This window comes from Nocardia sp. NPDC006630 (genome assembly GCF_040611495.1).
In the GTDB taxonomy this organism is placed as follows: Bacteria; Actinomycetota; Actinomycetes; order Mycobacteriales; family Mycobacteriaceae; genus Nocardia.
This window is the reverse complement of sequence record NZ_JBEXOK010000024.1, coordinates 1-25,424: the sequence shown is the minus strand read 5'-3', so window position 1 is coordinate 25,424 and position 25,424 is coordinate 1. Positions and strand designations below refer to the sequence as shown.

The following is a 25,424-nucleotide window of genomic DNA, read 5'->3' as shown; positions in this document are numbered from 1 at the left end:
CCAACCCGGCGCCAACCCCGCACCAACCTCACCGGTTCATAGTGACTCACCGCAGATATGCGATCAGGAGTGCGACCATGACTGTCACCCGCGTCGCCATCACCGACGCCGCGGCCGATGTCCTGCAGGGACTCGTCGCCCAGCACGGTCCGGTCATGTTCCACCAATCCGGCGGCTGCTGTGACGGCAGCTCGCCGATGTGTTACCCGCTGGGCGAATTCCGGGTGGGGGCAGCCGATGTCATGCTCGGTCGCGTCTTCCCGGATACCGCGTTCTGGTTGAGCGCCGACCAGTTCGAACATTGGCGCCACACCCATGTCACCGTCGACGTGGTGCCCGGTCGCGGCAGCGGTTTCTCCCTCGAAGCTCCCGAGGGAGTCCGATTCATCATTCGGTCGCGTTTGTTCACCGATGCCGAGGCGGCGGTGCTGGAAGCGGCTCCCGCCCCACGCCGAGGCGCCGATTCGGCCGGATGAGAGGTGACGCGGCCGGTTTCTCCGGGCCGGCCGCGTCGCCGCACCTGTGTGCGACCGCCGTACCTGTGTGCAACCCCGGCGGCGGCGGGCCAAAGGTGCGAGTATGAATCCGCCTGCGGGACTGGATATTTACGGTTCCGCCAGGTTGTGCTGCACCGGGTCGCCCGCGGCCCACTATTCGACGGAGGAAAAACCTTGGCGCTCGACGATCTCCAAGGACCTGATATCGAGGAAGCCGACGGAACGGGTGTTCTGCCGCTGTCCAAGGTCACGGCCGGAGCTACCGTCCGGCTTCCCGTATGGCCCGCCGCCAGGGTCGGGCAGGCGGTGTGGATCTCCTGCCAGTTCGCCGGCTCGGACGCCTCGTCGCTCCGGGTCAGGTCCGGCGCACCTCTCACCAAGGGTGAGCTGCAGAACGGCTACGCGCTCGGCTTCATCGGACCGGAGTACTTCGAAGGGTGCTCGCCCGGCGCTCGCCTGCAGATCCGCCCGTCCGTTTCGGTCGACGGAAAAGGGATGGAGCGCACCGCACTTGCGTTCCCGGCGCTGGAGTGGCTGATTCAGTAATAACGTCGCTCGACGCCGCCGGCGGAAGCGGCGGCGTCGAGCGAACCTGCTCGGACCCGGGTCAGCGGCCCGGCAGGAACCGGACGGCGCGGGCGACGCCCATGAGGAACGGCTGCCATTTGTCCTGCGAAATCAGCGGCGGGGCATCGAGATTCAGGAAACGGGTGACCACGACCGTCTGAGGTTCGGTGAACTTCAGCAGGCCGTCGGGACCGTGCCGGCGCCCGACACCGGAGATACCCATACCGCCCATGGGCGCACCGGTGGTGCCCCAGGCGGGGGCATAACCCTCGTCGATATTCACCGTGCCCGCGTGCAGGCGTTCGGCAATGCGCTCACCCTCGGCCTTACTGCCTGCCCACACGCTGGCATTGAGGCCGTATTCGGTGTCGTTGGCGCGGGCGATGGCCTCCTCGGCATTCTCGACCGGGTAGATCGAGACGAGCGGGCCGAAGGTTTCGTTGCGGCCGCACTCCATGGCGTCGGTGACGTCGGCGAGCACGGTCGGTTCGAAGAAGAGCTGACCGAGATCGGGGCGGGCGTTGCCGCCCGCCAGCACCTTCGCGCCCTTGGAGACGGCATCGGCGACATGCTTGGTGACCGTCTCCAGCTGCGCTTCGGAGATGAGGCTGCCGATATCCTGCGAATAGTCGTACGCCGCACCGAGTTTCGCGGCCTTTACCGCGGCGACGAACTTCTCGGTGAACTCCGCGGCGACCGACTTCTCGACGTACAGGCGTTCGATGGAGATACAGAGTTGCCCGGCATTGGAGAAACAGGCGCGCACCGCGGCCTTGGCCACCTTGTCGAGATTCGCTCCGGCCGTGACGATCATGGGGTTCTTGCCGCCCAGTTCGGCGGAGAAGCCGATGAGCCGGCGGCCGCACTGCTCGGCCAGCGTGCGGCCGGTGGCAGAGGAACCGGTGAACATGAGGTAGTCGCAGACATCGACGATCGCGGTGCCGACCACCGTGCCGGGACCGGTCACCACGGCGAACAGATCGCGCGGCAGTCCGGCCCGGGCGAACAGTTCGGCATTGGCCAGCGAGGAGTACGGGGTCTGGCTGTCGGGCTTCACCACCACGGCATTGCCCGCCAGCAGCGCCGGGATCGAATCACCGATCGACAGCAGCATGGGGTAGTTCCACGGGGCGATGACGCCGACCACACCCTTGGGCACATGCCGCACGGCCGCCCGGTTCAGCAGCGGGAAGGCCCCGGCCACACTGTGCGAGGCGAGCAATTGCGGTGCGACGCGGGCGAAATAGCGGGCCGCCATCATCAGGCCCATGATCTCCTCCTGAGCCGCCCAGCGCGCCTTGCCGGTCTCGGCCTGCACCACGTCCATCAGGTATTCGCGGTTCTCCACCACCAGATCCCGGTAGCGATTGAAGACCTCGGCGCGCTCCTTGATCGGGCGCGCGGCCCATTCCGCCTGGGCGGCACGGGCTTTGGTCACCGCGGCGGTGACATCGGCGGCGGTACCGACCGGCACCGTGCCGAGGGTCTTACCGGTGAACACCTCGGTGATGGCCCGGTGATCGCGGTCCTCGGTCGTGTCCACCGCCGCGAACGTCTTCAGACGTTCGAACACTGCGGCTGCCGGCACCGGCATCGTTGCCTCCTACTTATGAGTAACCCTCGGATACAGGCAATCTACCCTCGCTCGAATCCCCCGGCCTCCGACTCCATGATCCGGGCCGCTCGTGCCGGGTTTCCGACCGGAAATATCGATCCCGCCGCACCCGTCGGATTGTCCGTTTTGCCTGATCAGGCAAACAATCTGTAACCAATGAACGGCGAGCGACGAACAATCACCCAGTAGCAGCACTACCGAACAGCAACGATCTAGTTTCTCCACCCAAGAGAAATCGGGCCTGCGTCACGAGGGGTGCGCAGGCCCGATATTTCTTTCCCACTTCAACGTATACCGCGCACTCGGGCTTGCGGCAAGCCCCCGTGAATGGTCAATACTCGCAGCTCTGTGGCGTTTCGGCGACAAGAACGAGGTGGGAGATGGCGGAGCGGATGGCGATCGGCGTCGGGCCTTCGAAGCTCGATATGGCCTATGAGACCTTCGGTGATCCGGCGTGGCCGCCGGTGCTGCTGATCATGGGTGGCGGGGCGCAGATGATCAACTGGCCCGAACCGTTCTGCGCGGAGCTCGTCGAACGCGGGTTGTACGTAATCCGATTCGACAATCGCGATGTCGGGCGGTCGACCTATATGTCCGATGCGCCGAAGCCCGATATCGGTGCGGCGATGGCCGGGGATCTGTCGGCCGTGTCGTACAACCTGTCCGATATGGCCGCCGATGCGGTCGGACTGCTGGATGCGCTGGGAATCGCCAGTGCGCACGTGGTGGGCGCGTCCATGGGCGGAATGATCGCCCAGACCATCGCCATCGAATATCCCGGCCGGGTCAGGTCATTGACATCGATGATGTCCACGACGGGCAATCCCGAAGTGGGGCAGTCGGATCCGAAGGCCTTCGGCGAGCCCGGGGGCCTGCCGTCGAATCGGGACGAGTACATCGCGTGGCGACTGGAATCCGCACGCGCACTGCGGTCCCCCGGCTACGAGTTCGACGAAGCTGCGGCGATCGAGAATGCAGGCTTGGCCTACGACCGCGGTTTCGACTTCGACGCCATGATGCGGCACATGCTGGCCGTCCTCGGCTCCGGGGACCGCACCGCGCGATTGCGGGAGGTGCGCGTGCCCACCCTCGTCATGCACGGCACCGCGGATCTGGTCTTCGATGTCAGCGGCGGCCGGGCCACCGCCGCGGCCGTCCCCGGTGCGCGGCTGGTGATCTTCGCAGGCATGGCGCACAGTCTGCCCCGGGAGTTGTGGCCCGCCTACGCCGATCGGATCGCCGACCTCGTGAGCGGCGTCGACGGCGAACCGGCTACGCGCTCGGGAATGCGCGGCTATCCTCTGACCAGGAAACGCGATGCGTAACACAGGTGGTGACCTCGGTTGGCCAGACCGTGGGCGAGAAAGATTCTCTCGCAACGGATTCAGAGACTGCACCGGTGGCATCCCGACCGAAATCGCATACCGGACGCCCGGTCCGCGCGTCAAATCCCGTCCCGCTCAAGGGGACTCGCATACCCCATCCGGCCATCTGATGGCTACCCTCGGGCAATGCTCAGCAGGCGGCTCGGGGTGCGGACGCGAATTCTGGCCATCGCACTCGTTCCGAGTCTCGCGCTGGTACTGATCGGCGTCGGTGCGGCAGGCACGTTGATCGACCATTCCAACAATGCCCGCACCTGGGCCGACGAGTTGCAATCGGGTGTCGCGCCCACCCGCGAACTCATCGAGGCCGTCCAGCTAGAACGGCAGCTCACCGAATGGCGCTCGGCCGGTGCGGAAATCGATGTGCGCGATCTCGCGGCCGCCCGCCTGCGACTGGACAATGCGCTGCGGCAGATCGCGCCCGCGCAGTCCCGCCTGTCGAGCATCGGGCCGCAGGCAATGGGCGACACCACCGCCGCCATGGGCGATCTGGGCGGAAAGCTCACCCAGATCCGCGCCGGAGCGGATGCGACAACGCTGTCCACCGCCGATGCCGACGCCTTCTACAGCGCCATGCCGCAGCTTGTGCTCGCCGGTGTGCAGATCGCGCAGAAGCACGCACCGGACGCACCCACCGCCATCGAGCTCGCCCAGGCCGGCGCCGTGCTGCAGGGCCTGGAGGCGATGAGCCGCGCGACCGCACTGGGCGCGGCGCTCATCGACGGCGGGCCGGGGCTCACCACCGACCTGGCCGGGGAATACGTCCGCCTGCTCGGCTACTACCGCACCCGCATCGAAAGTCTGCTCACCGACACCGATACCGAACAGGCGGCGGCCGCCAAGGCCCTCACCGGCGGCGCGGCCTGGCAGCAGCTCGGTGCGATGGAAACCGTACTGGCACAGCGCGCGCTGCCCCGCACCGCCGGCGCCACTGCACCGCGCACGGTGCTGCCGCTGTCCATCGAGGACTGGCAGTCCAAGGCCGCCGAGGTCGATCACGCACTGGCCGAGCTGTGGCAGTCGGAGAACATGCGCGCCCAGCACCTGGCCAGTTCCGCCGCCGCCCGCACCACCCGTAATTCGCTGCTGGCCGGTGGCGCCATGCTGGTTGTCGCACTGGGCGCGATCCTGGTCGCACTGGCGCTGGCGAACCGAATCATCCGGCGGCTGCGGCGATTGCGCGATGAGACCTTCGCTCTCGCCGATGAGCATCTGCCCGAGACCATGCGCAGGCTCGCGGCGGGCGAACAGGTCGACAGCGCCACCGAGGCTCCCCCGCTGAAATTCGGCAGCGATGAGATCGGGCAGGTGGCAGCGGCTTTCGGCCACGCCCACTCCGCCGCGGTCGCCGCCGCGATCACCGAATCGCGCACCCGCGAGGGCGTGAAGGCGGTCTTCCTCAATATCGCCCACCGCAGCCAGATCGTGGTGCACCGCCAACTGGAACTGCTCGACGAGGCCGAATCCAAGCAGGAGAATCCGGCCGTCCTCGAGATCTTCTTCCGCCTCGATCATCTCGCCACCCGCGAGCGCCGCAATGCCGAGAATCTGGTGATCCTCGCCGGTGGCCAGCCCGGGCGCCAGTGGCGCAATCCGGTGCCGCTCATGGAACTGGTGCGCAGCGCGGTCGGCGAGACGGTCGATTACAAGCGGGTCCGAACCGGGCGGCTGCCACAGTCTTTCATTGTCGGCGGCGCGGTCGGCGACCTGATCCACCTGCTCGCCGAGCTCATCGACAATGCGACCTCGTTCTCGCCGCCGCAGGCGCAGGTCCAGGTCGCCGGCAGCTCGGTGGCCCGGGGTGTGGCCCTGGAGATCAGCGATCAGGGCATGGGCATTCCCGAAGCGGAGCTCGACCGCATCAATCAGATGCTGGCCACGCCCGCCGATTTCGGCATCACCAGCTTCTCCTCGGACTCCCGCCTGGGTCTGTTCGTGGTGTCGCAGCTGGCTGGGCGGCACGGCATTTCGGTGCGCCTGTCCGAATCGGACTACGGCGGCATCCGCGCCATCGTGCTGGTGCCCGCCGCACTCGTCGCCGGTGAGACGCCGTCGCCGGAGTACACCTCCGGACAGCTTCCCCTGCCGCGCCGCGCCGAATACCACCCGCCCACCGCGGATCTGCCCGCCCTGCGCAGCGCGCCACGCGATCCGGCCCCGGAGACCCGGCCCGCCATGACCGGTGGTGCGCCGCAGGTGCGTTCGTACGACACCGGCCGCGACCGCTGGCCGGACGGCGACCCGCGTGAGAACGGCGACCGCCCCTCGCTCCCGCGCCGTCGCCGCCAGGCCAGTCTCGCGCCGGAACTGGCACAGGACCCCGTGCTGCCCGAAGCCGAGCCGGTGCGCCGCGAGCGCAGCCCCGAACAGGCCCGAAACCTCATGTCCGCCATCGAGAACGGCACCCGCCAGGGCCGCCGCGCCGATCCGGGCACGCTCCCCCAACCCACCACCTATCGACAGGAAGGCGACGGTGAACACCTCCCCCGCTGGTGACCTCGACTGGCTCCTCGACGATCTCGTCGAGAAACTCGCCGGAGTACGTCACGCCGTGGTCCACTCCACCGACGGCCTGCTGCTGGGCCGCTCGACCCGGATGAGCCGCGAGGACGCCGAACATTTCGCGGCCATGTCCTCCACGCTCTACGGGCTCTCCCGCAGTGCCGGACACCGATTCGACGGCGGCGGCGTCCGCCAGGCGGTGATCGAACTCGATCGCGCCGTCCTGTTCGTCACCGCCGCCGGTGCGAATGCCTGTCTGGCCCTGCAGACCGGCATCGACGCCAATCTGGGCATGGTGGCGTACGAAATGAATATGACCGTGCAGCGGGTGGGCTCATACCTGTCCACCACCGCGCGGCGCCCCGGCGAATTCGGCTGAGCGCCCGGATGACCCGCCCCGAGCCGGACCAGCCGCTCGCCCAATCGGTGAAGATTCTGATCGCCGGCGGCTTCGGCGTCGGCAAGACCACCATGGTTGGCGCGATCAGCGAGATCACGCCGCTGCGCACCGAGGAGATCATTACCGAACGTTCCGAGGGCGTGGACGATCTCACCGGTATCGAGGGCAAGACCACCACCACGGTGGGCCTGGACTTCGGCCGCATCACCGTTGATGCCGGACTGGTGCTGTATCTCTTCGGCACGCCCGGCCAGGACCGTTTCTGGTTCCTCTGGGACGAACTGGCGCGCGGTGCGCTGGGCGCGGTCATCCTGGTCGACACCCGGCGGCTCGAAAACTCCTTCGCGGCCATCGATTTCTTCGAACGCCGCGGCATCGGCTTCACCATCGGCGTGAACTGTTTCGAGGGTGCGCCGCGCTACAGCCCCGAAGAAGTCCGCGTGGCACTGGATCTCGACGAGCACGTCCCGATCCTGCTCTGCGATGCGCGTGACCGCGGTTCCTGCAAGACCGTGCTGACCACGCTCGCCGAATATCTCATTGCGCGTGCGGTCGCCTGAGTGACTCATGCCGGTGCATGCATCACCGAGTGTGTCAATCATGTTCCCGCTCAACGGGATCTAAGTGACTTATGTGACGTTCGCCCGTTACGTTGTGCCGATGTTCAGAGCGAGGCTCGGGGTCCGGACCCGTGTTCTCGCCATCGCACTCGTCCCGAGCCTCGCGCTGCTCGTGATCGGTGTGGGTGGCGCGGGATATTTGGTGGTAGAGGGCACAAACGCGCGAGATTGGGCGGACGCACTCACCGCCGCCACACCGCTCAGCAAGGAATTGGTGAGCTCGGTGCAGCTGGAACGCCAGCTCACGCTGGCCCAGCTCGCGGGTGACGAGCCCAATCCGAAAGGCCTGACCCAGGCCAGGACTCGGCTCGACGACGCGCTGCGCGGTATGGCCGGGACCACCAAGGACATGGAGAACCTCGGCCCCCAGGACGTCAAGGGTGACGTCGGCGGATTCGTCACGCTGAGCCGGTCACTCGCGGCCGTGCGCACCCAGATCGACGCCAATGCCCTTCCGCTGGCCGATGCCTACCAGTTCTACGGCCACCTGCTCGACCTGATCTCCATCGGCACCCGCGCCGTGGAGACCACCGCCCCCAATCCCGAGGTCGCGATGGGGACGGCCGAGACGCTGCAGATCGTCTCGGCATCGGAAATGCTCTCCCGTGCAGCCGCACTGGCCGAGGTCCTGATCAACAACGGCACGCTGTCACCGGATCTGGCCATCGAGTTCACCCGTGTCGTCGGCGCGTACCGCGTCAATGTCGGCCTGCTCGCCGGTGCGGACGGCAGCAAGGGCGACACCTCCGCCGCCTCGGTCGTCAATGATCCGGCCTGGCAGAAACTGATCATGATGGAGAACGTGCTCATGGCACGGGCTCTCGATCCCCTGACTGCCGCGCCCCTCAAGAACGGCGCCACCCCGCCCGTCGCACCGCTGACCTTCACCCCGGCCGAGTGGCACGACGCGGTCAACGAGATCAACAAGGCGCTGCTCGAGCAGTGGGACCGGGTCAGCAAGCAGTCGCTGGCCGCGGCCGGCGACGCCGCCGACACCAGCGCGCGCAACTCCGCGCTCGCGGGTGGGGCCATGCTGCTGGTCTCCGCCTCGGCGTTCCTCATCGCGCTGGTGCTGGCCAACCGGATCATCCGGCGGCTCAAGCGACTTCGGGACCAGACCAATGTGCTCGCCGACGAGCGCCTGCCCGAGATCATGGCGCAGCTGCGCGATGGCAAGCAGGTCGAGGTGTCCACCGAGACACCGGAACTGGACTTCGGCACCGATGAGATCGGCCAGGTGGCCAAGGCCTTCGGCCACGCGCACACCGCCGCCGTGAACGCCGCGGTCACCGAGGCCCGCACCCGTGAGGGTGTGAAGGCGGTCTTCCTCAATATCGCGCACCGCAGCCAGGTCGTGGTGCACCGTCAGCTCGAGGTGCTCGACGAGGCCGAGGCCAAGCAGGAGGATCCGGCGCTGCTGGAGATCTTCTTCCGGCTCGATCACCTCGCCACCCGCGAACGTCGCAATGCCGAGAACCTGATCATTCTCGCGGGCGGCCAGCCCGGCCGGCAGTGGCGGAACCCGGTGCAGCTCATCGAGGTCGTACGAAGCGGTGTGGGCGAGGCGCTCGACTACACCCGCGTCAAGATCGCTCGGCTGCCCGAGGTGGCCGTGGCCGGCACCGCCGTCGCCGACCTCGTGCACCTGCTCGCCGAACTCGTCGACAATGCCTCGCACTTCTCGCCGCCGCAGTCGCAGGTCGAGGTGCGCGGCAATGTGGTCGGCAAGGGCATCGCGGTCGAGATCGTCGACCAGGGCATGGGCATGCCGGAGTCCGAGATCGCCCGCATCAACGACATGCTGCGCAACCCACCGGATTTCGGCGTCAATACGCTGTCGGAGGACTCCCGCCTGGGCATGTTCGTGGTCGCCCAGCTGGCGGTCCGCAACGGCATTTCGGTGCGCCTGACCGAATCGGACTACGGCGGCGTGCGCGCTATCGTGCTGGTGCCCTCCAGCCTCACCGTATCGACCGGCCGCACCGGTGAAATCCCGGCCGTGCCCAGCGCTTTCGACACCGGGCAGTTCCATGCCGCCCTGGCGGTGGAAACGGCCCGGCAGGCCGAGGCCGCCGCACAGCAGCTCGAACAGCCGCAGCAGCCGCGGCAGCTCGAGCCCCCCGCCGCACCCGCGGCACTCCCCCCGTCCTTCCCGGCCCGGCCAGAACCCCGAGTCCCGGAGCGCCCGATGACATTCGAACCCCAACTGCGGCCGTACGAGCCGCCGACGGAGCCGAACTCGCACCGTCCGCCACCGCTCTCCCAGCCCGAGCCCGATATCGGTTTCCGCTCACGGGAATTCGATCGCTCCCAGTACACTGGCTCGGACGCCCGGCCCGCGCTACCGCGTAGGCGCCGGCAGGCAAGTCTCGCACCGGAATTGGCGCAGGACACGACGACCACCGAATCGTCGGATCAGCCCACCCGCACGGCCGAGCAGGCCCGAGACCTCATGTCCGCCATCGAAAACGGAACCAGGCAGGGCCGCCGGGCCGATCCCGGTACGGTCGAGCCGACGTCCAAACCATTCCAGGAACGACAGGAAGGCGACGGTGACCACCTCAAACGCTGGTGATCTCAACTGGCTACTCGATGATCTGGTGGATCGGCTCGCAGGCGTGCGACACGCGGTGGTGCACTCCACCGACGGATTGCTGCTGGGACGCTCCTCCGCCATGAGCAGGGAGGACGCCGAACACTTCGGCGCCATGTCCTCCACCCTCTACGGTCTCGCCCGCAGTGCGGGCAGCCGTTTCGACGGCGGCGGTGTCCGCCAGGCGGTCATCGAGCTGGACCGGGCAGTGCTGTTCGTGACCGCGGCCGGCAGCAATGCCTGCCTCGCGCTGCAGGCCAGCGAGCAGGCCAACCTCGGCATGGTCGCCTACGAAATGAATCTCACGGTGCAGCGCGTCGGCACCTACCTGTCCACCACGCCGCGCCATCATCTGGCCGGACAGGTCAACCCCCGGATCTCATGATGGCTAGGCCGGGGGATCATTGGTTCGACGACGCCGCTGGGCCGCTGGTGCGCCCGTACGCGCGCACCGGCGGTCGAACCATGGGCGCAGCGCACGATCTCGACATGCTCACAGCGGTGGTGGTTCCCAATGCGGCGCCACCGCTGCGACGTGTCGAACCTGAGTACGGCGACATCGTCCGCCTGTGCAGACTCCCGTTGTCCGTCGCCGAAGTGTCTGCCGCGCTGCGGCTTCCACTGGCAGTGACCAAAATCCTCGTCGGCGACCTCATCTCCGACGGCATCCTCAATTTCCGGTCACCGGTCTCCGACGCGGGGCCCGGAGACCTCAACATTTTGCGAGCTGTACTCGATGGCATCCGAAAACTTTGACAATTCCCGGCCCCTGGCCGCCTCGGTGAAGATTCTCATCGCGGGTGGGTTCGGCGTCGGCAAAACGACTATGGTGGCGGCGCTCAGTGAGATCACGCCGCTCCGCACCGAAGAGCTGATCACCGAACTCTCCGCGGGCGTGGACGATCTGCGCGGCGTGGAGGGCAAGACCACCACCACGGTGGCCCTGGACTTCGGTCGCATCACCATCGACCAGAACCTGGTGCTCTACCTGTTCGGCACCCCCGGACAGGACCGATTCTGGTTCCTCTGGGACGAATTGGCGCGCGGTGCGCTGGGCGCGGTCGTCCTGGCCGACACCCGGCGGCTCGAAGGCTCGTTCGCGGCGATCGACTTCTTCGAACGCCGCGGCGTGGCATTCACGGTGGCGGTCAACTGCTTCGAAGGCGCGCCGGTCTACACACCGGTCGAAGTCCGCGACGCCCTCGACCTCGACGAGAACATCCCGGTGCTGCTCTGCGACGCCCGAGATCGCGCCTCCGCCAAGAACGTCCTCATGGCCCTGGTGGAATACCTGATCACCAAGGCCGCCGCACCCGGCGGCCAGCTGATCACCCCCTGACCACCATCGCGCCCGTCCCGGAATCCGGAACGGGCGCGATCTGGTTGAGCGGTCTTATGTCAGGGTCCAGTCGTTGTATCGGGTCCACCATTCAGCGGTGTGGCTCGCATCCTGCTCCTGTGTGTGACCGCGCAGATAGCCATCGTCGAACCAATTGCCCTGGTATAAACCGGTTTTGCCGTTGTACCAGTCGATGGTGAAGGTGATCGTCCGGCCCCGGATCTGCCCGCCCGTTATGTCCCCGCCATAGGTGCTGGTGTGGGCGCGTCCGGTGAACTCCACGAAGGTGTTCGTCTTGTCGGGTCCGGACGTGGTGATGTGGACATGAAAGCCGAGCGGGCTGTCGGTTGTGCCGGACGGGCGTTGATACACATCCCAGTCGGTCTGCAGATCTATCGCGCCGGGCGGTACGGCCGGTGCCGGAGACGGTGAGAGCAGCGCTCGTGCCGAGTACGAAGAGCCAGGCGCACAGCATTCGTTTCAACGGGGAGAACATGGTCGCTCCTGATATCAGGTGGTGGCGCACACGATCTGGTGCTGTGAGAGATATCCGAGTGCGTCCGTTCGATATTCATTCGGCGGTGTTCGCGCAGGTCGGCTCGATCGGGCGTATCACTCAATGACACGGGGGCCGCGCCGGGCAGATCGGAGTTCGCGCCCGATGGCATCGGCCGCGGCGATCAGCGCGCGTTGCGTCGAGCGCTGGGCGGCAACGGAACTGCGTCCGGTGAGTCCGATGACCCCCAGGGGCCGTTCCTCGGCATCGAGAATGACCGCCGCCACGCAACTCCACCCCGGCGTCACCTGTTCACGTTCGTAGGCCAGTCCGGTGGCGCGCGCCTGTTCGAGCAGCAGCCGCAGTTCACGGGGTGCGGTTGCCGAGTGTCGCGTCAGCGGACGGCATCCGGTCTGCGAGAGTCGCTCGCTGAGTGCGTCGTCGAAGGCGGTCTGCAGACGACCACCGGCGGTGAGCGCGAAACTCGGGCCCAGCAGGGCCCTCGACGGCCAGGTTTGCGATTTGATGTCCGCGCGGTACTCGTGACCGAAAACCAGTTGGCGAAAGTCCAGTTCACCGCGGAAGAATTCCCCGCACCAGCTGACCTCGTCGTGCGCGCGCAACGATAGATCCCGCAGGTACGGCGGCACCACGACGGAGAGACCCCCCGCGCGCCCGGCTCGGAATCCGTAGTAGGACAGCCGGGGTCCGAGCCGGTAGCCCGCGGGAGTGGCCTCCAGAACGTGATGGCGCACCAGGTCGTTGGCGATGCGGCGAACAGTCGGTTTGGGAATACCTGTGCCATGGGTGAGCGCCGCGAGCGTCAACGGCCCGGCAGCGGCCGCTATCGCATCGGTGATGGCGACGACGCGGCCGACCACCGTGTGATCATCGGCCATCCCCGCTCACCCGGCTTTCCTGTGAGGTCACTGTGACTCGGTCAGTGTGTGATGAGAGTCCAGCAGTGTCAACACGATTCGGGCAGGATTGAGACCTGGTTCTTTCGGTGACTGCTACCGCGCCCCCTGGTCGCGCAGGCGCGCGACGCCGTCACCGTCGAGCTCATCGCAGTACGCGGTGCGTCCGGCCATCGCCATGATCAATGCCATGGTGGTGCCGGATACCAGCGGCCCGGATCCGGTGGTGAAGGGTCCATCGGTCGCGACAAGTCGCAATCCGCCGATCCGGCCTTTGGTGAGGACCGGGAGATTGGTGCTCCGGTAGTACTCGGCCACCTGCGTGAGCGTGTCGATCGGGTAGTCGCGGCGGATGGCCAGCGGCCGCCGGATGTCCTCCCCGTGCACGACCACTTCACCGAGCATCGCCACGGTAGGCATGAGCGGTTTGGTGGTGTTCGTGACGACTTCCCGGAACCTGTCGAGTGTTTCGGCCGGGCTCGCGCCCAGGTGTTCGGCCAGCCGCATGGCCACCTGCTTCTCGAAGTCGAACCGGCAGCGGATCACGCCCGCCAGCCACCGCACGGGAGTGAGGGTCGCGCCGGCGGTGAGGTGGGCGAGCACCTCGCGCACAGTCAGTTCGGTGCACAGCGACTGCGTAGTCCACTGCTCGTCGGTCAAGTCCGCGAGATGCGCTGCCAGCGCGGCTCGCTCCGCGTGGACGAGCGGCCACACATTGGTGACGTGCGAAAGATCTGTTGTCGGTTCCGGTTCGATCATGTCGAGTGGTCTCTTAGCGTGGTCCGCGCATTCTCGGTCCAAGGTAGGACTCCCGCAGTGCGGCAGAATCGTCGCTCGTGGGAGAAGTTTTCCGAACTCCTGCGGATCCGGCGACTACGGCGGCCGCGATTACCTTGCGGCTCAGTTCGGTTCGACGTCGGCGAAATCGCTGATCCAGCGGTGCGGCGGGCGCGGGGGGTTCGGCTCCCCCGGCCTGGCGACGCCGACGGCCGACCAGCCTGCGGCGACGGCCGCATCCAGTTCGTCTGGATGATCCGACAGGAACAGGATGCTCTCCGCTGGAACGCCGATGGTGCCGGCGATCTTCTCGTAGGAGGACGCCTCGCGCTTCGGGCCGGCGGTGGTCAGATCGAAATGCCCGCTGACCAGTGGAGACAGGTCTCCACCGCGGGCGAATTCGAACCAATCCTTCTGATTGCGAACCGAACCCGAGGAGTAGATGTAGAGCTCGAGGCCGGTCGCACGCCAGGCGCGCAGCACCGGCGGCACGTCGGGGAAGAACTCGCCGAACAGCGCACCGTTGCGGAACCCCTCCGCGCAGATGATGCCCTGCGCGGCCTTGAGCGGTTCGGCCTTCACATCCGAATTCAGCCAGCCGATGAGGATCTGCGCCACCTCGTCGGTGCCGGCGTCCGGCCGATCGGCCAGCGCGCGGGTATCGGCCAGAATGGAATCGGCCGCCCCGCCCTGATTTTCGGCTAGCCAGCCCGGCAACCGGTCGCGGGTGTAGCCGTACAGCTCCTCGCGCACCGAACTGGTCGGGCTGGTGGTGCCCTCGATATCGAGGACGATGACCTTGATCATGCGGCCAGGAGCTCATCGAGGGTCGGGAAGCCGCCGGAGATCTGGTCACCGGTGAAATCGCCGATCCAGCCGTCCTGCTCCTCGAAGAACCGCACCGCCACGAACTCCGGGGTGCTGCCCATATCGAACCAGTGCAGCGTGCCCGCGGGCACCGACACCAGATCCCCTGCGGTGCAGACCGTTGCCAGCACCTCATCGCCCAGGTGCAGATAGAAGCAGCCCTGCCCGGCGGCGAAGAAGCGCACCTCGTCCTCGGCGTGCCGGTGCTCGTCCAGGAACTTGGTGCGCGCGGCCACCGCCTTGGCGGGCCACTCCGGATCGGACGCGTCCGGGTGGATGCGGGCCACATCGATGAACTTGTAGCGCCCGTCGGCATTGAGTGCCTTGATGCGGTCGTCGTATTCGGCCAGCAGGTCCTCGGTCGCCGTCGCGCCGTCGAGACCCTCGAACAGCGACCAGCGTTCGAAGACGATGCCGCGCTTGTTCAGTTCGGCCGCGATGACCGCGTCATCGGTGGTGCGCAGGGTGACGTCGGCGGCGTCCTTATCGGACATGATCTGCAGCAAAGTCATTCGAGGTTCCTCCTCAGGGAACTAGTTCTCGCCCACCGGGATCTCACGACGCCCGGTCAATGTGATCAATTCGCTCATGGCCTCGAGGCATTCGGCGCGATCGCGGGCCTGGGCCAGACTTGCACCCCATGCCGTAATGCCGTGCCCGGCAATGAAAAGCACCGGCGGGGCATCCGGGTGCTCGGTCAGGTACTTCTCGATATCCACGCCGATCTGCGGGACATCGGCATGATTCGGGAACACCGGAATGTCGATGTGGTCGGGGCGCGCGCCGCCCAAGCCCTTGATCAGCTCATATCCGGAAAAGCGCACCGGCTGCACCGTGGCACCGCCCGCACCGATGGACAGGGCGGTCGCATGCGGCGGGTGGACGTGCACCACCGCGGTGGCCCCGGTGGTGCGGTAGACGGCGGTGTGAATCGTGGTCTCCGCCGAGGGCTTTCGCGCGCCCGCGACCAGCGGCCGGGAATCGGCCACCGCGACGGTCACCATATCGTCGGCGGTGAGCTCGCCTTTCGACAAGCCGCTCGCCGTGATGACGGCCGCATCTGCCTGGCGCACAGAGATATTGCCTGCCGTGCCCGGCATCCAGCCGTTGGCGTAGAGGCCCCGGGCGATCGTCGCGATCGCTTCTCCGTCCTCGTACTGCTCGTCCACAACGGGTTTGGCGAGGGAGGCGAGGAAATCGCCCGCCGCTGCGCCGAAGGCGATGGGCTCGTCAGCGGGCTCGTAGTCGGCCACCCACTGCGCATCGAGACGATCGCTCAGGCTGGATCCGGACTGGGCACCGGAAGCCGCGCCGAGCACACCGTTCTCGGTGACCACCGCGGTGACCAGCTCCGGGGGTGTCACATCGAAGGCCGGATTGAAGGTCAGTGTGCCCTCGGGAGCCGTTCTCGCACCGCCGAATCCGGTGACCTCGGACGCCGCGCGCTGCTCCACGACAATGTCGCTGCCCTGCACGGTCGCGACATCCCGAGTGGATTCGGGAGCGACCACGATGAACGGAATCCCGTGCCGCTCGGCCGCAATGGCCAGCATGTACGTGCCGATCTTGTTCGCGACAGACCCGTCGGCGGTAATGCGGTCCGCGCCGACCAGAACCGCGTCCACGCCCTCGGTGGCCATGGCCCACGCCGCGGCCGAATCGATGGTGAGCCGGTGCGGGATTCCGGCCTCGGCCATCTCCCAGGCGGTCAGGCGCGCACCCTGCAGCAGCGGACGGGTCTCGTCCACAATCACTTCCGCGAGCACCCCACGTTCGTGCAGCACCCGCAGTGCGCCGATGGCGGTGCCGACCGTGGTGGTCGCCAGCCGGCCGGTATTGCAGTGCGTGAGAATCCGCAGCGGGCGATCCCCGCAGAGCCGCTGCACCAGATCGGCGGCATGGGTCGCGGCGGCCAGATTCACGCGGCCGTCCTCGGCCAGCATTTCCAGCGCTTCGTCGAGCACCGCCTGCACGCCGCCGGGCAGCTGTGCGAGCGCGCGCTCGACGCCCCAGGCCAGATTGACCGCCGTGGGGCGAGCGTTCGCGACACGCGCGGACTCCGATTGCACCTGAGCGGTATTCACCACACCGTCGGTGGTCGCCGCCAGCGCCGCGAGCACCACGCCGAACGCACCGGACACGCCGATGGCCGGAGCGCCGCGGATGGCCAGCGATGTGATGGCGTCGATGAGATCGTCGACCGTCGTGATCCGCAGCTCCCGCAATTGCTGCGGCAGCGCACGCTGATCGATGGTGACCAGGGCACCGTCGACCCACGCGATCGAACTCTCATCCATCTGCATCTGTCCTCTGAGCTTGGCGATATGGGCGCACGTCAACCGTATCGAACACGGATCGCCGCGTGACCGGCAGGTTTCAGATCAGCGGAATTGGAAACTCCCGACTCCGGGTGCGGGCATGTCGCACCTGTCGCCCATACCCAAGTATCCTTCCGGTATGGCGAGACAGCGTCGCACCCGAAAGATCACCGTGACGATGCCGGAAGAAGTCGCCGCCACGCTCGATGAATGGCGCAATAAGGGCCGCATCGAATCGATTTCGGCCTTCGTGGCCGAATCCGTGAAGGTCCGCGTCGACCGGGCCGAATCGCTGGCCCGCATCGAGCAGGTCTTCGGCGGCAGGCCACCTCTCGACCTCATCAACCGAGCGCGGGCCGTACAGGGCCTGCCCCCATTATCCGAGGAGGACGCCGCCGGCGACCATGCCGGCGCAGCATGACCTCCGCAGGCTCGACCCTGGGCGGCGTCGTCTTCGACACGGCCGCTCTGACCGCATGGGCTCATCGCGTCGCATATGTGCAATCGGTGGTCTGGGCCACCGCTGACGCCGGGCACACCATTATCGTTCCGGCCACCGCCCTGGCCGCCGCGCGCGCCCTCATCCCGGCCGGCCGCCTCGATATCCTCGCCGTCCTGCTGGACCTGCCCAATACGGTGATCCAGCCCCTCGACCGTCCTGCGAGCGATCAACTCGGCGCCGCCCTCGCCGACCGCATAGACGCGGACTCCCTGATCCCCGCCGGCCACGCGACCATCGAAGCGGTGAGCCGGGATTGGCCCTGCCTCACCGACCGCCCCGACACCCTCCGCAAACTCGACCCCCGCATCCAGACCGACACCCTGCCCTGAGCGCCCGCTGAGGGCTGGTCGCCTGCGGTGCAGGTCGTGGCCGATGATGGGTGGGTGAATCGGATTCCGGAGTGGTCGCGGCCGTCGCGCTGGGGGCTGCGCGTCCGGTCGGCGATCGCCTCAGCGCTGGTGGTGGGGGCAGTGCTGCTGGTGGCGGCCATGGCCATGCTCTGGTTGCTGCATCGGTCATTGCTCCGGGAACTCGACACCACCGCCGGAACCAGGATGGATGCGCTGGCGTCCGAACTCGCGCGGATCTCGTCCGCCGAACCGCCGGAGAATGCGGTGGCCGAACTACCGGGACCGCTGTTCGCCACGGCGAATCCGATCGAAACGGTTCAGGTGGTGGACCCGCACGGGCGGGTGGTGCGGTCGTCGGATCCGAATAGTGTTGTCCCGCTGCTGGACCCGTCACAATTCGGCGATCGTGTCATCGGGTTGCGGCCGCATTCGGATGATGACCTGGACTTACGCATTTCGGCCCGTACGGTGGCGACACCGCGGGGGAAGTACACCGTGCTGGTCTCGGTCAGCACCGAACCGGCCGAGCATGCGGTGACCCGGGTGGCGGCACTGGTCGCGGTGGGCGGGCCGGTGGTGGTCGCGGCGGCCGCGGCGGCGACCTATCTGCTGGTGGGACGCTCGTTGCGGTCGGTGGAGGAGATCCGCCGGCGGGTGACCGGGATCGGCGCGACGGATCTGTCCGAGCGGGTGCCGGTGCCCGCGGCCCGCGATGAGATCGCGCGGCTGGCCGAGACCATGAACGGCATGCTCGCGCGCATCGAGGCCGGCCATCTGGCTCAGCGGCGGTTCGTCGGGGATGCCTCGCACGAATTGCGCAGTCCCCTGGCTGCCGTCACCGCGGCGCTCGAATTGGCGCGGGACCGGCCCGAGGTGCTGGACCGCGATCTCATCAACGACACGCTGCTGCCCGAAACCGAGCGCATGCGGTACCTCATCGAGGATTTGCTCACGCTCGCCGCCGCCGACGAGCACGGGCTCGAATTGCGCACCTGCGACGTCGATCTCGACTATCTCGGAGATGCGCAGGCCGCCGCGCTACGAGCGCGCGGCACTGTGACAGTCCGCACCGATATCCGGCCCGCACGGGTCATCGGCGATCCGGCCAGGCTCGCCCGGGTGCTGCGCAATATCGCCGACAATGCTGCCGCACATGCCGATTCGCGGGTGGGCATCACCATTGCGCAGGACGGCGAACGCGCTCGCATCGTGGTCGACGACGACGGTCCCGGTATCGCCGCGGCCGATCGGGCGCGGATCTTCGGCCGCTTCGTCCGGCTCGAGGCCGATCGGGCGCGGGCCTCCGGCGGCTCCGGGCTCGGTCTGGCGATTGTCGCGGAGCTGGTGGCCGCGCATGCGGGCACCGTCACGGTCGGCGAATCACCCTGGGGTGGCGCTCGATTCGTGATCGACCTGCCCGTCGGCGGTCCCGGTGTCGATCAGCCGGTAGCCGACGCCCCGTAGCGTTTCGATGCTGCTGTGCCCGAACGGCGCGTCGATCTTCTTGCGCAGATAGCCGACATACACCTCGACCACATTCTCCGGGCCCTCGTAGTTGGCATCCCACACATTGCGCAGAATCTCGGTCTTGGTGACGGCAATGCCCTTGTGCCGCAACAGGAATTCCAACAGTCCGAATTCGCGGGGCGTCAGGGTGAGCGCGGTGCCGCCGCGATGCACCGCCCGGCGCACCGGATCGAGCGTGAGATCACCTGCGGCGAGCAGTGACGGCTGCTGCGGGGCGCGGCGGCGCATGAGCGCGCGCAGGCGGGCGATCAGTACGACGAAGGAGAACGGTTTGGTGAGGTAGTCGTCCGCGCCCAGATCCAACGCGTCGGCCTGTTCGTAATCACCGTCCTTGGCGGTGAGCATGAGCACCGGCGTCGACACATCCCGCTGCCGCAGCCGTCGCAGCACCTCGTAGCCGCTCAGCTCCGGCAGCATGATGTCGAGCACGATGACATCGAAATCGTCCTCGAGCGCCCACCACAGTCCCTCGCCGCCGGTGTGGGCGAGCTGCACGACAAAACCCTCCAGCTCGAGCCCGCGGGCGATCGTGCGCGCCAATCGCTGCTCGTCCTCCACCACCAGTACCCGCACCGACCAAGCATGCAACAGTGCTCGCGCGGGCCCGCTCGCCGACCCGGCTTCTCAACTTCCTCTCAGCGGTCACCTGCCATGGTCGACGGATGCCGTCCGCCACCTCACCGCTGCAGGAGCAATCACCCGTGCCCGCAACCAGCCCGCGCGCACCCCTGTCCCGGCCCGCTGCCCTGGGCGCACTGCTCACGCTTGCCGCGCTCACGCTCGCATTGACCCTCGCGGTGATCACGCATCCCGATCCGCTCGGACCGGACGCGCGCTGGCTGCAATGGTTCATCGACCATCGCAGCGGCACGCTCACCTCGATCGCCAAGGTGATCAGCGCGCTCGGCGACACCACGACGATGGGCATCCTCGCGGCGCTGATCTGCGGTGTGCTGACCGGGCGACGGCAGTGGGAGGCGGCGATATTCTTCGGCCTCACCGCGCTGGGTGCGGGCGTGCTGACCTTTGCGGGCAAGCTGCTCATCGGGCGTGATCGTCCACCGGTCGTCGATCACCTGGTCACCGAGACCAATCATTCCTATCCGTCCGGGCACACGCTGGGTTCGGTGGTCATTGTCGGAGCTCTGGTCGCGCTGATACTGCCGCTGCTGCACGGCCTCTGGCGCACGCTGCTCGTGGTCGTCGCAGGCTGCTTCGTCCTCGCAGTCGGGCTGTCCCGCCTGTATCTCGGGGTGCACTGGCCCACCGATATTCTCGGGGGCCTGCTCATCGGCGCACTGTGGCTCACCATCTGCTTCACGCTCTTGCGCCCGGTGGCGGTGCGCGGTGCGGCTCTGGTGCCGAAAGCTCTGTGCGGCTAGGGTTTCGCCGCCTCAGGCCCGGCCGAGTGTCAGCGTGACATTGTGGCCGCCGAAGCCGAAGGAATTGCTCAGCGCGTAGTTCATGCTCTCCGTGCGCGCGGTGCCCGCGACGATATCCAGGTCGATATCTGGGTCGGACTGCTCGAAGTTCAGTGTGGGCGGGATGATCTGGCGTTCGAGCGTGCGCAGGGTGAGGATCGCTTCGAGGGCTCCGACCGCGCCGATGGAGTGGCCCAGGGCGGACTTCGGTGCATATACCGAGGCCCCGGGCGTCACGGCGGTAATGGCATTGGCCTCGGAGGCATCTCCGACCGGGGTCGAGGTGGCGTGCGCATTGATGTGGTCGATATCGGAGGCGGACAGGCCCGCCGAGGTGATCGCCTTGCGCATGGCCCGCGCGGCCCCGTCACCGTCCGGCGAGGTGCCGGTGATGTGATAGCCGTCCGAGGTGATGCCCGCGCCGAGCACTCGACCGTAGATGTGCGCACCCCGCGCCAGCGCATGCTCCTCGGATTCCAGCACCAGCATGGCGCCCGCCTCGCCGAAGACGAACCCGTCGCGCTCCCGGTCGAAAGGCCTTGAGGCGCGGGCGGGTTCGTCATTGCGGGTGCTCATGGCCCGCATCATGGCGAAGCTCGCGATCGGCACGGCGTCGATATGACCCTCCACGCCGCCGGCGACCACCACGTCCGCCTCGCCCGTGGCGATCAGCCGCCAGCCGTGGGCGATGGCTTCGGCGCCCGAAGCGCATGCGGAAACCGGCGCGTAGACACCGCCTTTCGCGCCGAGCTCCAAGCCGATGGTCGCGGCGGAGCCGTTCGGCATCACCATGGGCACCGTCATCGGCGGCACCTTCCGATAGCCCCCGGCGCGCATCACATCGACCGCGTGCACCAGCGCTTCTCCGCCGCCGAGGCCCGTGCCGACCGCGACCGCCAGCCGTTCCCCGTCGACCTCCGGGGCCCCGGCCTCCTGCCACACCTGCCGCCCGAGCACCAGGGCCAGCTGCTGGACGAAGGACATGCGCCGCTGTTCGATTCGGGTCAGTTGCTCCCCCGGCTGCGCGGTCAACCGGCCGCCGATCCGCACCGGAAGTTGGTTGTCCGCCACGAAATCGTCGGTCAGCGGGGCGATTCCGCTCTCACCCGCCAGCAGCCGCGTCCACGTCGTATCGAGATCGGCCCCGAGGCAGGTGGTAGCCGACATTCCGGTGACCACCACGCGCCGAGTTTCTGTACCAGTTGCTACACCCATGCCGACATGAATACCTGTACCGTCCGCTACAGTCAACCCCGTGCCACGCCCCCTCGACCATGCTCGTCGCGCCGAACTCCTCTCCGGAGTCATCGCCTACATCGCCGACCACGGCCTGGCCGAACTGTCCCTGCGCCCGCTGGCCGAGTACCTGGGCACCAGCTCCCGCATGCTCATCCACTACTTCGGCACCAAAGAGCAAATGCTCGTCGCCGCCCTGGAAACCCAGCGCCCAGACATCGCCGCGCTCTTCCGGGGCATCGAGGACCCCGCTGTCCTCAGATCCCGGCTCTCGCATTCGTTCGCGATCAACACGGCCGGGCACGGGGCCGTCAGCAACCGAGTTCTCCTTCAGGTCCTGGGCGCGGCCTGCGTCCCGGGCAGTCCGTTCGACTCGTATGCCAACGACGCCATCCAGGTCCTGGTCACCGCCATGACCGAGACCCTCGCCCGCATCGACCCCGCCCACGATGATCCCGAGGCCGCGGCCACCCTGCTCATCTCCGGTATGCGCGGCCTCATTCAGGACTTCTGGATCACCGGCGACGAAGATCGGGTGACTCGCGCGATGAACCGCCTTGTGGAGCAAGCGGTCCTGTACTCGCGCTGACCTAGGCTGCGGGGATGCAGACGGAGCAGCGACTGATCGACACGGTGGCGTGGGTGCGCATCGAGAGCGGGCGGATCCTGTGCGCTCGGCCTCGGGGCAAGGATGTCTTCTATATCCCCGGCGGCAAAAGGGAAGGCGCGGAGACGGATCTGCAGACCCTCGTGCGAGAGATCCACGAGGAGTTGACCGTTGCCCTGGCGCCGGAGTCGGTCGTGCACGTCGGCACCTACGAGGCTGAGATCCCCGGCGCGGTGGTGCGGATGGCCTGCTACACGGCGGACTATGTCGGCACTCTCTCCGTCAGCAGCGAGATAGAGGAGATGGCCTGGTTCACCTATGCGGATCGGCCGCACGTACCGCCGGTGGACCAGTTGCTCTTCGACGATCTGCGTGCGGACGGCCTGCTGATCCGCTGACTGCATGTTCGCGGCAACTAGAACAAGCTGGTGGCATGTTCCTGCCGCCGGTCTTCGGCAGACTGGTCTGAATATGGAACATGTTCTAGTGTGATGGGCAGAACATTCCAGTGCCGGGAAGTTAGAGGAGCCCCACCCACATGCGTACCGAGATCTGTGATCGCCTGGGCATCGATGTCCCCATCTTCGCCTTCACCCATTGCCGCGATGTGGCTGCCGCGGTCAGCAATGCCGGCGGCATCGGCGTACTCGGTGCGGTCGGGTTCACCGCTGCGGAACTCGAGGTGGAGCTCGCCTGGCTGGACGAGCATGTGCACGGCGTCTACGGCGTCGACCTGGTCATCCCCTCGAAGTACGAGGGCAAGGGCGCCGACGGCCTGAGCCCCGCGGAACTGGAAGCCAAACTGGCCGAAATGGTTCCGCAGGGCCACCGCGATTTCGCCGAGAAGATTCTCGAGGACCATCACGTCCCGCATCTGCCTGAGGGCGAACGGCACAATCAGCTGCTGGGCTGGACCGCCACCACGGTCGCCCCACAGATCGAGGTCATTCTCAAACACCCCAAGGCGAAGTTGGTCGCCAACGCACTGGGCACCCCGCCCGATGACGTGATCAAGCAGATCCAGGACTCCGGCCGTCTGATCGGCGCGCTGTGCGGTTCGGTCAAGCACGCGCTCAAGCACAAGGAAGCCGGGCTCGACTTCGTCGTCATGCAGGGCACCGAGGGCGGCGGGCACTGCGGCGAGATCGCCTCGCTGGTGCTGTGGCCGCAGGTCATCGACGCGATCGGCGATCTGCCGGCGCTCGCGGCCGGTGGTATCGGCAACGGCCGTCAGGTCGCCGCCGCGCTGGCCATGGGTGCGGCGGGCGCGTGGACCGGTTCGCTGTGGCTGACCGTCGAGGAGGCCAATGTGCCGCCCGCGCAGATGCAGAGCTACCTCGACGCCACCAGCAGTGACACCGTACGGTCGCGGTCCTGGACCGGTAAGCCCGCCCGCATGCTCAAGAACGACTGGACCGAGGCGTGGGAGCGGGAGGACACCCCGAACCCGCTGGGCATGCCGCTGCAGATGATGGTCGCCCTCGACGGCGTCAAGCGTGGCCACCGCTACCCCGAGGCCGCCAAGGACGTGAACTTCAACCCGGTCGGCCAGGTTGTCGGTCAGATGAACAAGATCGAGCGTTCCGCCGATGTCGTGCAGCGCCTGATCTCCGAATACCTCGAGGCGTGCGAGCGCCTGAACAAGCTGAACAACGCGTAATACGCACTCTCCCGAATCGCCGCACCGACATCAATGTCGGTGCGGCGATTCGTCTTTGCGCACGTTAATGGGCATGCGATCAGGTCCGGCCGTTTCGGTGCGCGGTTCCGGATCCGGCCGCCGCTACCGTGGTGCTCATGTCAAAGCGTGAACGGATACTGCGGGCCGCGTATTACGCGGTGCTCTCGCTTCCGATCGCGTTCGCCTCCACCAGGGTTCGGGCTCGCGTGACCCGGCGGGTATTCCGGGAATCGTTCGAGCTGCGTGCTCCGAGCCCGTGGCGGACTGCCGTGCATTCGCTGCTCGCCGCCGTGATCGGCCTGCTCGCCTGGTTCGCGGTGTTTCTGGCCGTCGTCGCATTGGTGCGCGGCGCGTTCTATCCGCTGCTCGCCGGGGACGATCTCGAAAACTCCTGGGGTGGTCCGTCATTGGCGGGCGCCTGGGTGGTGCATGCCGCTCTGGGGGTGGGATTGTTCCCGCTGTGGTCGCTGCCGCTCGCAGCGTTAGGCATTGTGCAGCGCCGCATTTCACAGCGACTACTCAGCCGAACCGAGCCGTGGTGGCTGTTTCGGCAATTCTGGACAAAAGATTAGAAGCAGCTTCTATTCTTTCTGTGCGTCTCGCTCTTCAGCTGTGAGTTTTCTTCGAACCGCCAGAGAATGACCCTGTTGTTATTCAGCGGGTAAATACGATGGCGTGACGGTCGGGTAGATCGTTGCTGGTCAAACGACTGGAAAGGAATCACGATGAAACGCAAGATAATCGGTCGCGTATTCGCCGTCGCGGCGGTAGGCGCGTTGTTCGCCGCCCCACTCGCGGGGACGGCGAGCGCCGATACGGCTGTCCCGATGCATCAGCAGCCACCATGTATGTCCGGCTGCAATCCCGGGAGTCCGCCGGAATGGGGCGGCAACGATCATCCCGACTTCCACGACCCGCGCGCGCCCCGCGGCGATTACGACTGGCACTGCGACCGGCAGGGCAATTGGCATAACGACGAACACGATCAGTGGGGCCATCCGGACGCCGATCACTGCCGCGACCGCTGGTAGCGGTAAGGCCGCCCCGATGAGCGGGCCGGCAATCTCCTCGCACGTTCTTTGACCGCAGTGGCGGGGGGGGGGGGGGGGGGGGGGGGCGCGGGGGGGGGGGGGGGGGGGGGGCGCCGGCGCCGAAAGCACCGGCGGGGGGGAGTGTTGTTGGGGCGGGGTGGGGGGGTGGGGGTGAG

The 25,424-nt window shown here is 67.2% G+C and carries 28 protein-coding genes; 19 read left to right on the top strand and 9 right to left on the bottom strand.

All coding sequences use genetic code 11. The annotated features are described in order from the left end of the window. Positions 1–77 precede the first annotated feature (77 nt). Both ABZX86_RS39810 and ABZX86_RS39805 read left to right on the top strand, forming a co-directional pair. Entirely contained in the window at positions 78–476 is a 399-nt protein-coding gene (locus ABZX86_RS39810; RefSeq protein WP_355131586.1) for a DUF779 domain-containing protein, read from the top strand. A 195-nt stretch (positions 477–671) separates the two neighbouring features. Further along, the gene (locus tag ABZX86_RS39805; protein WP_355131584.1) at positions 672–1,043 is read left to right on the top strand and encodes a hypothetical protein; all 372 of its coding nucleotides are present in this window, start codon (positions 672–674) and stop codon (positions 1,041–1,043) included. 61 nt (positions 1,044–1,104) lie between these two features. Here ABZX86_RS39805 and ABZX86_RS39800 read toward each other — a convergent pair whose 3' ends face one another. Next, complete coding sequence (locus ABZX86_RS39800) at positions 1,105–2,658, bottom strand: succinic semialdehyde dehydrogenase (protein WP_355131582.1); 1,554 nt, start codon at positions 2,656–2,658, stop codon at positions 1,105–1,107. Positions 2,659–3,059: 401 nt separating this feature from the next. On the opposite strand from ABZX86_RS39800, the gene ABZX86_RS39795 reads away from it, so the two are divergent. From ABZX86_RS39795 to ABZX86_RS39760, 8 genes are all read left to right on the top strand, one after another. Next, entirely contained in the window at positions 3,060–4,004 is a 945-nt protein-coding gene (locus tag ABZX86_RS39795; RefSeq protein ID WP_355131580.1) for an alpha/beta hydrolase, read from the top strand. Positions 4,005–4,190: 186 nt separating this feature from the next. After that, the gene (locus ABZX86_RS39790) at positions 4,191–6,560 is read left to right on the top strand and encodes a nitrate- and nitrite sensing domain-containing protein (protein WP_355131578.1); all 2,370 of its coding nucleotides are present in this window, start codon (positions 4,191–4,193) and stop codon (positions 6,558–6,560) included. Beyond that, on the top strand, positions 6,538–6,945 hold the full coding sequence (locus tag ABZX86_RS39785) for a roadblock/LC7 domain-containing protein (RefSeq protein ID WP_327139515.1): 408 nt from the start codon (positions 6,538–6,540) through the stop codon (positions 6,943–6,945). The genes ABZX86_RS39790 and ABZX86_RS39785 overlap by 23 nt, the downstream gene beginning before the upstream one ends. 8 nt (positions 6,946–6,953) lie before the next feature. Beyond that, positions 6,954–7,526, top strand: coding sequence for an ATP/GTP-binding protein (locus ABZX86_RS39780; protein ID WP_355131576.1), 573 nt, complete (start codon positions 6,954–6,956; stop codon positions 7,524–7,526). Positions 7,527–7,626: 100 nt separating this feature from the next. Beyond that, positions 7,627–10,161, top strand: a complete 2,535-nt coding sequence (locus ABZX86_RS39775; RefSeq protein WP_355131574.1) for a nitrate- and nitrite sensing domain-containing protein — start codon at positions 7,627–7,629, stop codon at positions 10,159–10,161. Next, positions 10,139–10,564 (top strand): roadblock/LC7 domain-containing protein, encoded by a 426-nt coding sequence (locus ABZX86_RS39770; protein ID WP_327139512.1) that lies wholly within the window; start codon positions 10,139–10,141, stop codon positions 10,562–10,564. Before ABZX86_RS39775 ends, ABZX86_RS39770 begins: the two co-directional genes overlap by 23 nt. Next, on the top strand, positions 10,564–10,935 hold the full coding sequence (locus ABZX86_RS39765; RefSeq protein ID WP_297624609.1) for a DUF742 domain-containing protein: 372 nt from the start codon (positions 10,564–10,566) through the stop codon (positions 10,933–10,935). Before ABZX86_RS39770 ends, ABZX86_RS39765 begins: the two co-directional genes overlap by 1 nt. Next, positions 10,916–11,518 carry an ATP/GTP-binding protein gene (locus tag ABZX86_RS39760; protein WP_297624611.1) on the top strand — a complete coding sequence of 201 codons (603 nt, stop codon included), beginning with the start codon at positions 10,916–10,918 and terminating at the stop codon, positions 11,516–11,518. The genes ABZX86_RS39765 and ABZX86_RS39760 overlap by 20 nt, the downstream gene beginning before the upstream one ends. A gap of 54 nt (positions 11,519–11,572) precedes the next feature. On the opposite strand, the gene ABZX86_RS39755 is transcribed toward ABZX86_RS39760, so the two are convergent. From ABZX86_RS39755 to mtnA, 6 genes are all read right to left on the bottom strand, one after another. Continuing rightward, positions 11,573–11,890 (bottom strand): hypothetical protein, encoded by a 318-nt coding sequence (locus ABZX86_RS39755; protein WP_355131571.1) that lies wholly within the window; start codon positions 11,888–11,890, stop codon positions 11,573–11,575. 240 nt (positions 11,891–12,130) lie between these two features. Then, positions 12,131–12,913 (bottom strand): IclR family transcriptional regulator C-terminal domain-containing protein, encoded by a 783-nt coding sequence (locus tag ABZX86_RS39750; RefSeq protein ID WP_355131569.1) that lies wholly within the window; start codon positions 12,911–12,913, stop codon positions 12,131–12,133. A 114-nt stretch (positions 12,914–13,027) separates the two neighbouring features. Beyond that, the gene (locus tag ABZX86_RS39745) at positions 13,028–13,690 is read right to left on the bottom strand and encodes a maleylpyruvate isomerase family mycothiol-dependent enzyme (protein ID WP_355131567.1); all 663 of its coding nucleotides are present in this window, start codon (positions 13,688–13,690) and stop codon (positions 13,028–13,030) included. A 141-nt stretch (positions 13,691–13,831) separates the two neighbouring features. After that, the gene (gene mtnC, locus ABZX86_RS39740; RefSeq protein WP_355131565.1) at positions 13,832–14,515 is read right to left on the bottom strand and encodes an acireductone synthase; all 684 of its coding nucleotides are present in this window, start codon (positions 14,513–14,515) and stop codon (positions 13,832–13,834) included. Further along, positions 14,512–15,087, bottom strand: a complete 576-nt coding sequence (locus tag ABZX86_RS39735; RefSeq protein ID WP_355131563.1) for a cupin — start codon at positions 15,085–15,087, stop codon at positions 14,512–14,514. Before ABZX86_RS39735 ends, mtnC begins: the two co-directional genes overlap by 4 nt. Positions 15,088–15,108: 21 nt before the next feature. Next, positions 15,109–16,872 (bottom strand): S-methyl-5-thioribose-1-phosphate isomerase, encoded by a 1,764-nt coding sequence (gene mtnA, locus ABZX86_RS39730; protein ID WP_355131561.1) that lies wholly within the window; start codon positions 16,870–16,872, stop codon positions 15,109–15,111. Between the two features lie 160 nt (positions 16,873–17,032). Here mtnA and ABZX86_RS39725 point away from each other — a divergent pair, with 160 nt between their 5' ends. Genes ABZX86_RS39725 through ABZX86_RS39715 form a run of 3 tightly spaced genes read left to right on the top strand, consistent with a single transcriptional unit; the run spans position 17,033 to position 19,209 of the window. Further along, on the top strand, positions 17,033–17,314 hold the full coding sequence (locus tag ABZX86_RS39725; RefSeq protein WP_355131559.1) for a hypothetical protein: 282 nt from the start codon (positions 17,033–17,035) through the stop codon (positions 17,312–17,314). Next, positions 17,311–17,724, top strand: a complete 414-nt coding sequence (locus ABZX86_RS39720) for a hypothetical protein (protein ID WP_355131557.1) — start codon at positions 17,311–17,313, stop codon at positions 17,722–17,724. Before ABZX86_RS39725 ends, ABZX86_RS39720 begins: the two co-directional genes overlap by 4 nt. A gap of 36 nt (positions 17,725–17,760) precedes the next feature. Further along, the gene (locus ABZX86_RS39715; RefSeq protein WP_355131555.1) at positions 17,761–19,209 is read left to right on the top strand and encodes an ATP-binding protein; all 1,449 of its coding nucleotides are present in this window, start codon (positions 17,761–17,763) and stop codon (positions 19,207–19,209) included. On the opposite strand, the gene ABZX86_RS39710 is transcribed toward ABZX86_RS39715, so the two are convergent. Beyond that, a complete protein-coding gene (locus tag ABZX86_RS39710) occupies positions 19,126–19,845 on the bottom strand; it encodes a response regulator transcription factor (protein WP_355131553.1) in 720 nt (239 codons plus the stop codon). The two genes, ABZX86_RS39715 and ABZX86_RS39710, sit on opposite strands and share 84 nt — an antisense overlap. A 128-nt stretch (positions 19,846–19,973) precedes the next feature. Here ABZX86_RS39710 and ABZX86_RS39705 point away from each other — a divergent pair, with 128 nt between their 5' ends. Next, positions 19,974–20,654 carry a phosphatase PAP2 family protein gene (locus tag ABZX86_RS39705; RefSeq protein ID WP_355131551.1) on the top strand — a complete coding sequence of 227 codons (681 nt, stop codon included), beginning with the start codon at positions 19,974–19,976 and terminating at the stop codon, positions 20,652–20,654. 12 nt (positions 20,655–20,666) lie between these two features. Here ABZX86_RS39705 and ABZX86_RS39700 read toward each other — a convergent pair whose 3' ends face one another. Further along, complete coding sequence (locus ABZX86_RS39700; RefSeq protein ID WP_355131549.1) at positions 20,667–21,908, bottom strand: KasA/KasB family beta-ketoacyl-ACP synthase; 1,242 nt, start codon at positions 21,906–21,908, stop codon at positions 20,667–20,669. Between the two features lie 40 nt (positions 21,909–21,948). On the opposite strand from ABZX86_RS39700, the gene ABZX86_RS39695 reads away from it, so the two are divergent. From ABZX86_RS39695 to ABZX86_RS39675, 5 genes are all read left to right on the top strand, one after another. Continuing rightward, positions 21,949–22,518, top strand: a complete 570-nt coding sequence (locus ABZX86_RS39695) for a TetR/AcrR family transcriptional regulator (protein ID WP_355131547.1) — start codon at positions 21,949–21,951, stop codon at positions 22,516–22,518. A 14-nt stretch (positions 22,519–22,532) separates the two neighbouring features. Further along, positions 22,533–22,934 carry an NUDIX domain-containing protein gene (locus ABZX86_RS39690; protein WP_355131545.1) on the top strand — a complete coding sequence of 134 codons (402 nt, stop codon included), beginning with the start codon at positions 22,533–22,535 and terminating at the stop codon, positions 22,932–22,934. A 140-nt stretch (positions 22,935–23,074) separates the two neighbouring features. Next, on the top strand, positions 23,075–24,196 hold the full coding sequence (locus tag ABZX86_RS39685; RefSeq protein ID WP_355131543.1) for a nitronate monooxygenase family protein: 1,122 nt from the start codon (positions 23,075–23,077) through the stop codon (positions 24,194–24,196). A gap of 137 nt (positions 24,197–24,333) precedes the next feature. After that, on the top strand, positions 24,334–24,789 hold the full coding sequence (locus tag ABZX86_RS39680) for a hypothetical protein (protein ID WP_355131541.1): 456 nt from the start codon (positions 24,334–24,336) through the stop codon (positions 24,787–24,789). Positions 24,790–24,942: 153 nt separating this feature from the next. Then, on the top strand, positions 24,943–25,248 hold the full coding sequence (locus tag ABZX86_RS39675) for a hypothetical protein (protein ID WP_355131539.1): 306 nt from the start codon (positions 24,943–24,945) through the stop codon (positions 25,246–25,248). Positions 25,249–25,424: the final 176 nt, after the last annotated feature.

Excerpts from the sequence above, each read along its gene's own strand:
- ABZX86_RS39810 (WP_355131586.1), top strand. The coding sequence starts at position 78 with ATGACTGTCACCCGCGTCGCCATCACCGACGCCGCGGCCGATGTCCTG.
- ABZX86_RS39800 (WP_355131582.1), bottom strand. The coding sequence starts at position 2,658 with ATGCCGGTGCCGGCAGCCGCAGTGTTCGAACGTCTGAAGACGTTCGCG.
- ABZX86_RS39795 (WP_355131580.1), top strand. The coding sequence starts at position 3,060 with ATGGCGGAGCGGATGGCGATCGGCGTCGGGCCTTCGAAGCTCGATATG.
- ABZX86_RS39790 (WP_355131578.1), top strand. The coding sequence starts at position 4,191 with ATGCTCAGCAGGCGGCTCGGGGTGCGGACGCGAATTCTGGCCATCGCA.
- ABZX86_RS39780 (WP_355131576.1), top strand. The coding sequence starts at position 6,954 with ATGACCCGCCCCGAGCCGGACCAGCCGCTCGCCCAATCGGTGAAGATT.
- ABZX86_RS39775 (WP_355131574.1), top strand. The coding sequence starts at position 7,627 with ATGTTCAGAGCGAGGCTCGGGGTCCGGACCCGTGTTCTCGCCATCGCA.
- ABZX86_RS39765 (WP_297624609.1), top strand. The coding sequence starts at position 10,564 with ATGGCTAGGCCGGGGGATCATTGGTTCGACGACGCCGCTGGGCCGCTG.
- ABZX86_RS39760 (WP_297624611.1), top strand. The coding sequence starts at position 10,916 with ATGGCATCCGAAAACTTTGACAATTCCCGGCCCCTGGCCGCCTCGGTG.
- ABZX86_RS39750 (WP_355131569.1), bottom strand. The coding sequence starts at position 12,913 with ATGGCCGATGATCACACGGTGGTCGGCCGCGTCGTCGCCATCACCGAT.
- ABZX86_RS39745 (WP_355131567.1), bottom strand. The coding sequence starts at position 13,690 with ATGATCGAACCGGAACCGACAACAGATCTTTCGCACGTCACCAATGTG.
- mtnC (WP_355131565.1), bottom strand. The coding sequence starts at position 14,515 with ATGATCAAGGTCATCGTCCTCGATATCGAGGGCACCACCAGCCCGACC.
- ABZX86_RS39735 (WP_355131563.1), bottom strand. The coding sequence starts at position 15,087 with ATGACTTTGCTGCAGATCATGTCCGATAAGGACGCCGCCGACGTCACC.
- mtnA (WP_355131561.1), bottom strand. The coding sequence starts at position 16,872 with ATGGATGAGAGTTCGATCGCGTGGGTCGACGGTGCCCTGGTCACCATC.
- ABZX86_RS39725 (WP_355131559.1), top strand. The coding sequence starts at position 17,033 with ATGGCGAGACAGCGTCGCACCCGAAAGATCACCGTGACGATGCCGGAA.
- ABZX86_RS39720 (WP_355131557.1), top strand. The coding sequence starts at position 17,311 with ATGACCTCCGCAGGCTCGACCCTGGGCGGCGTCGTCTTCGACACGGCC.
- ABZX86_RS39700 (WP_355131549.1), bottom strand. The coding sequence starts at position 21,908 with ATGGGTGTAGCAACTGGTACAGAAACTCGGCGCGTGGTGGTCACCGGA.
- ABZX86_RS39690 (WP_355131545.1), top strand. The coding sequence starts at position 22,533 with ATGCAGACGGAGCAGCGACTGATCGACACGGTGGCGTGGGTGCGCATC.
- ABZX86_RS39685 (WP_355131543.1), top strand. The coding sequence starts at position 23,075 with ATGCGTACCGAGATCTGTGATCGCCTGGGCATCGATGTCCCCATCTTC.
- ABZX86_RS39680 (WP_355131541.1), top strand. The coding sequence starts at position 24,334 with ATGTCAAAGCGTGAACGGATACTGCGGGCCGCGTATTACGCGGTGCTC.
- ABZX86_RS39675 (WP_355131539.1), top strand. The coding sequence starts at position 24,943 with ATGAAACGCAAGATAATCGGTCGCGTATTCGCCGTCGCGGCGGTAGGC.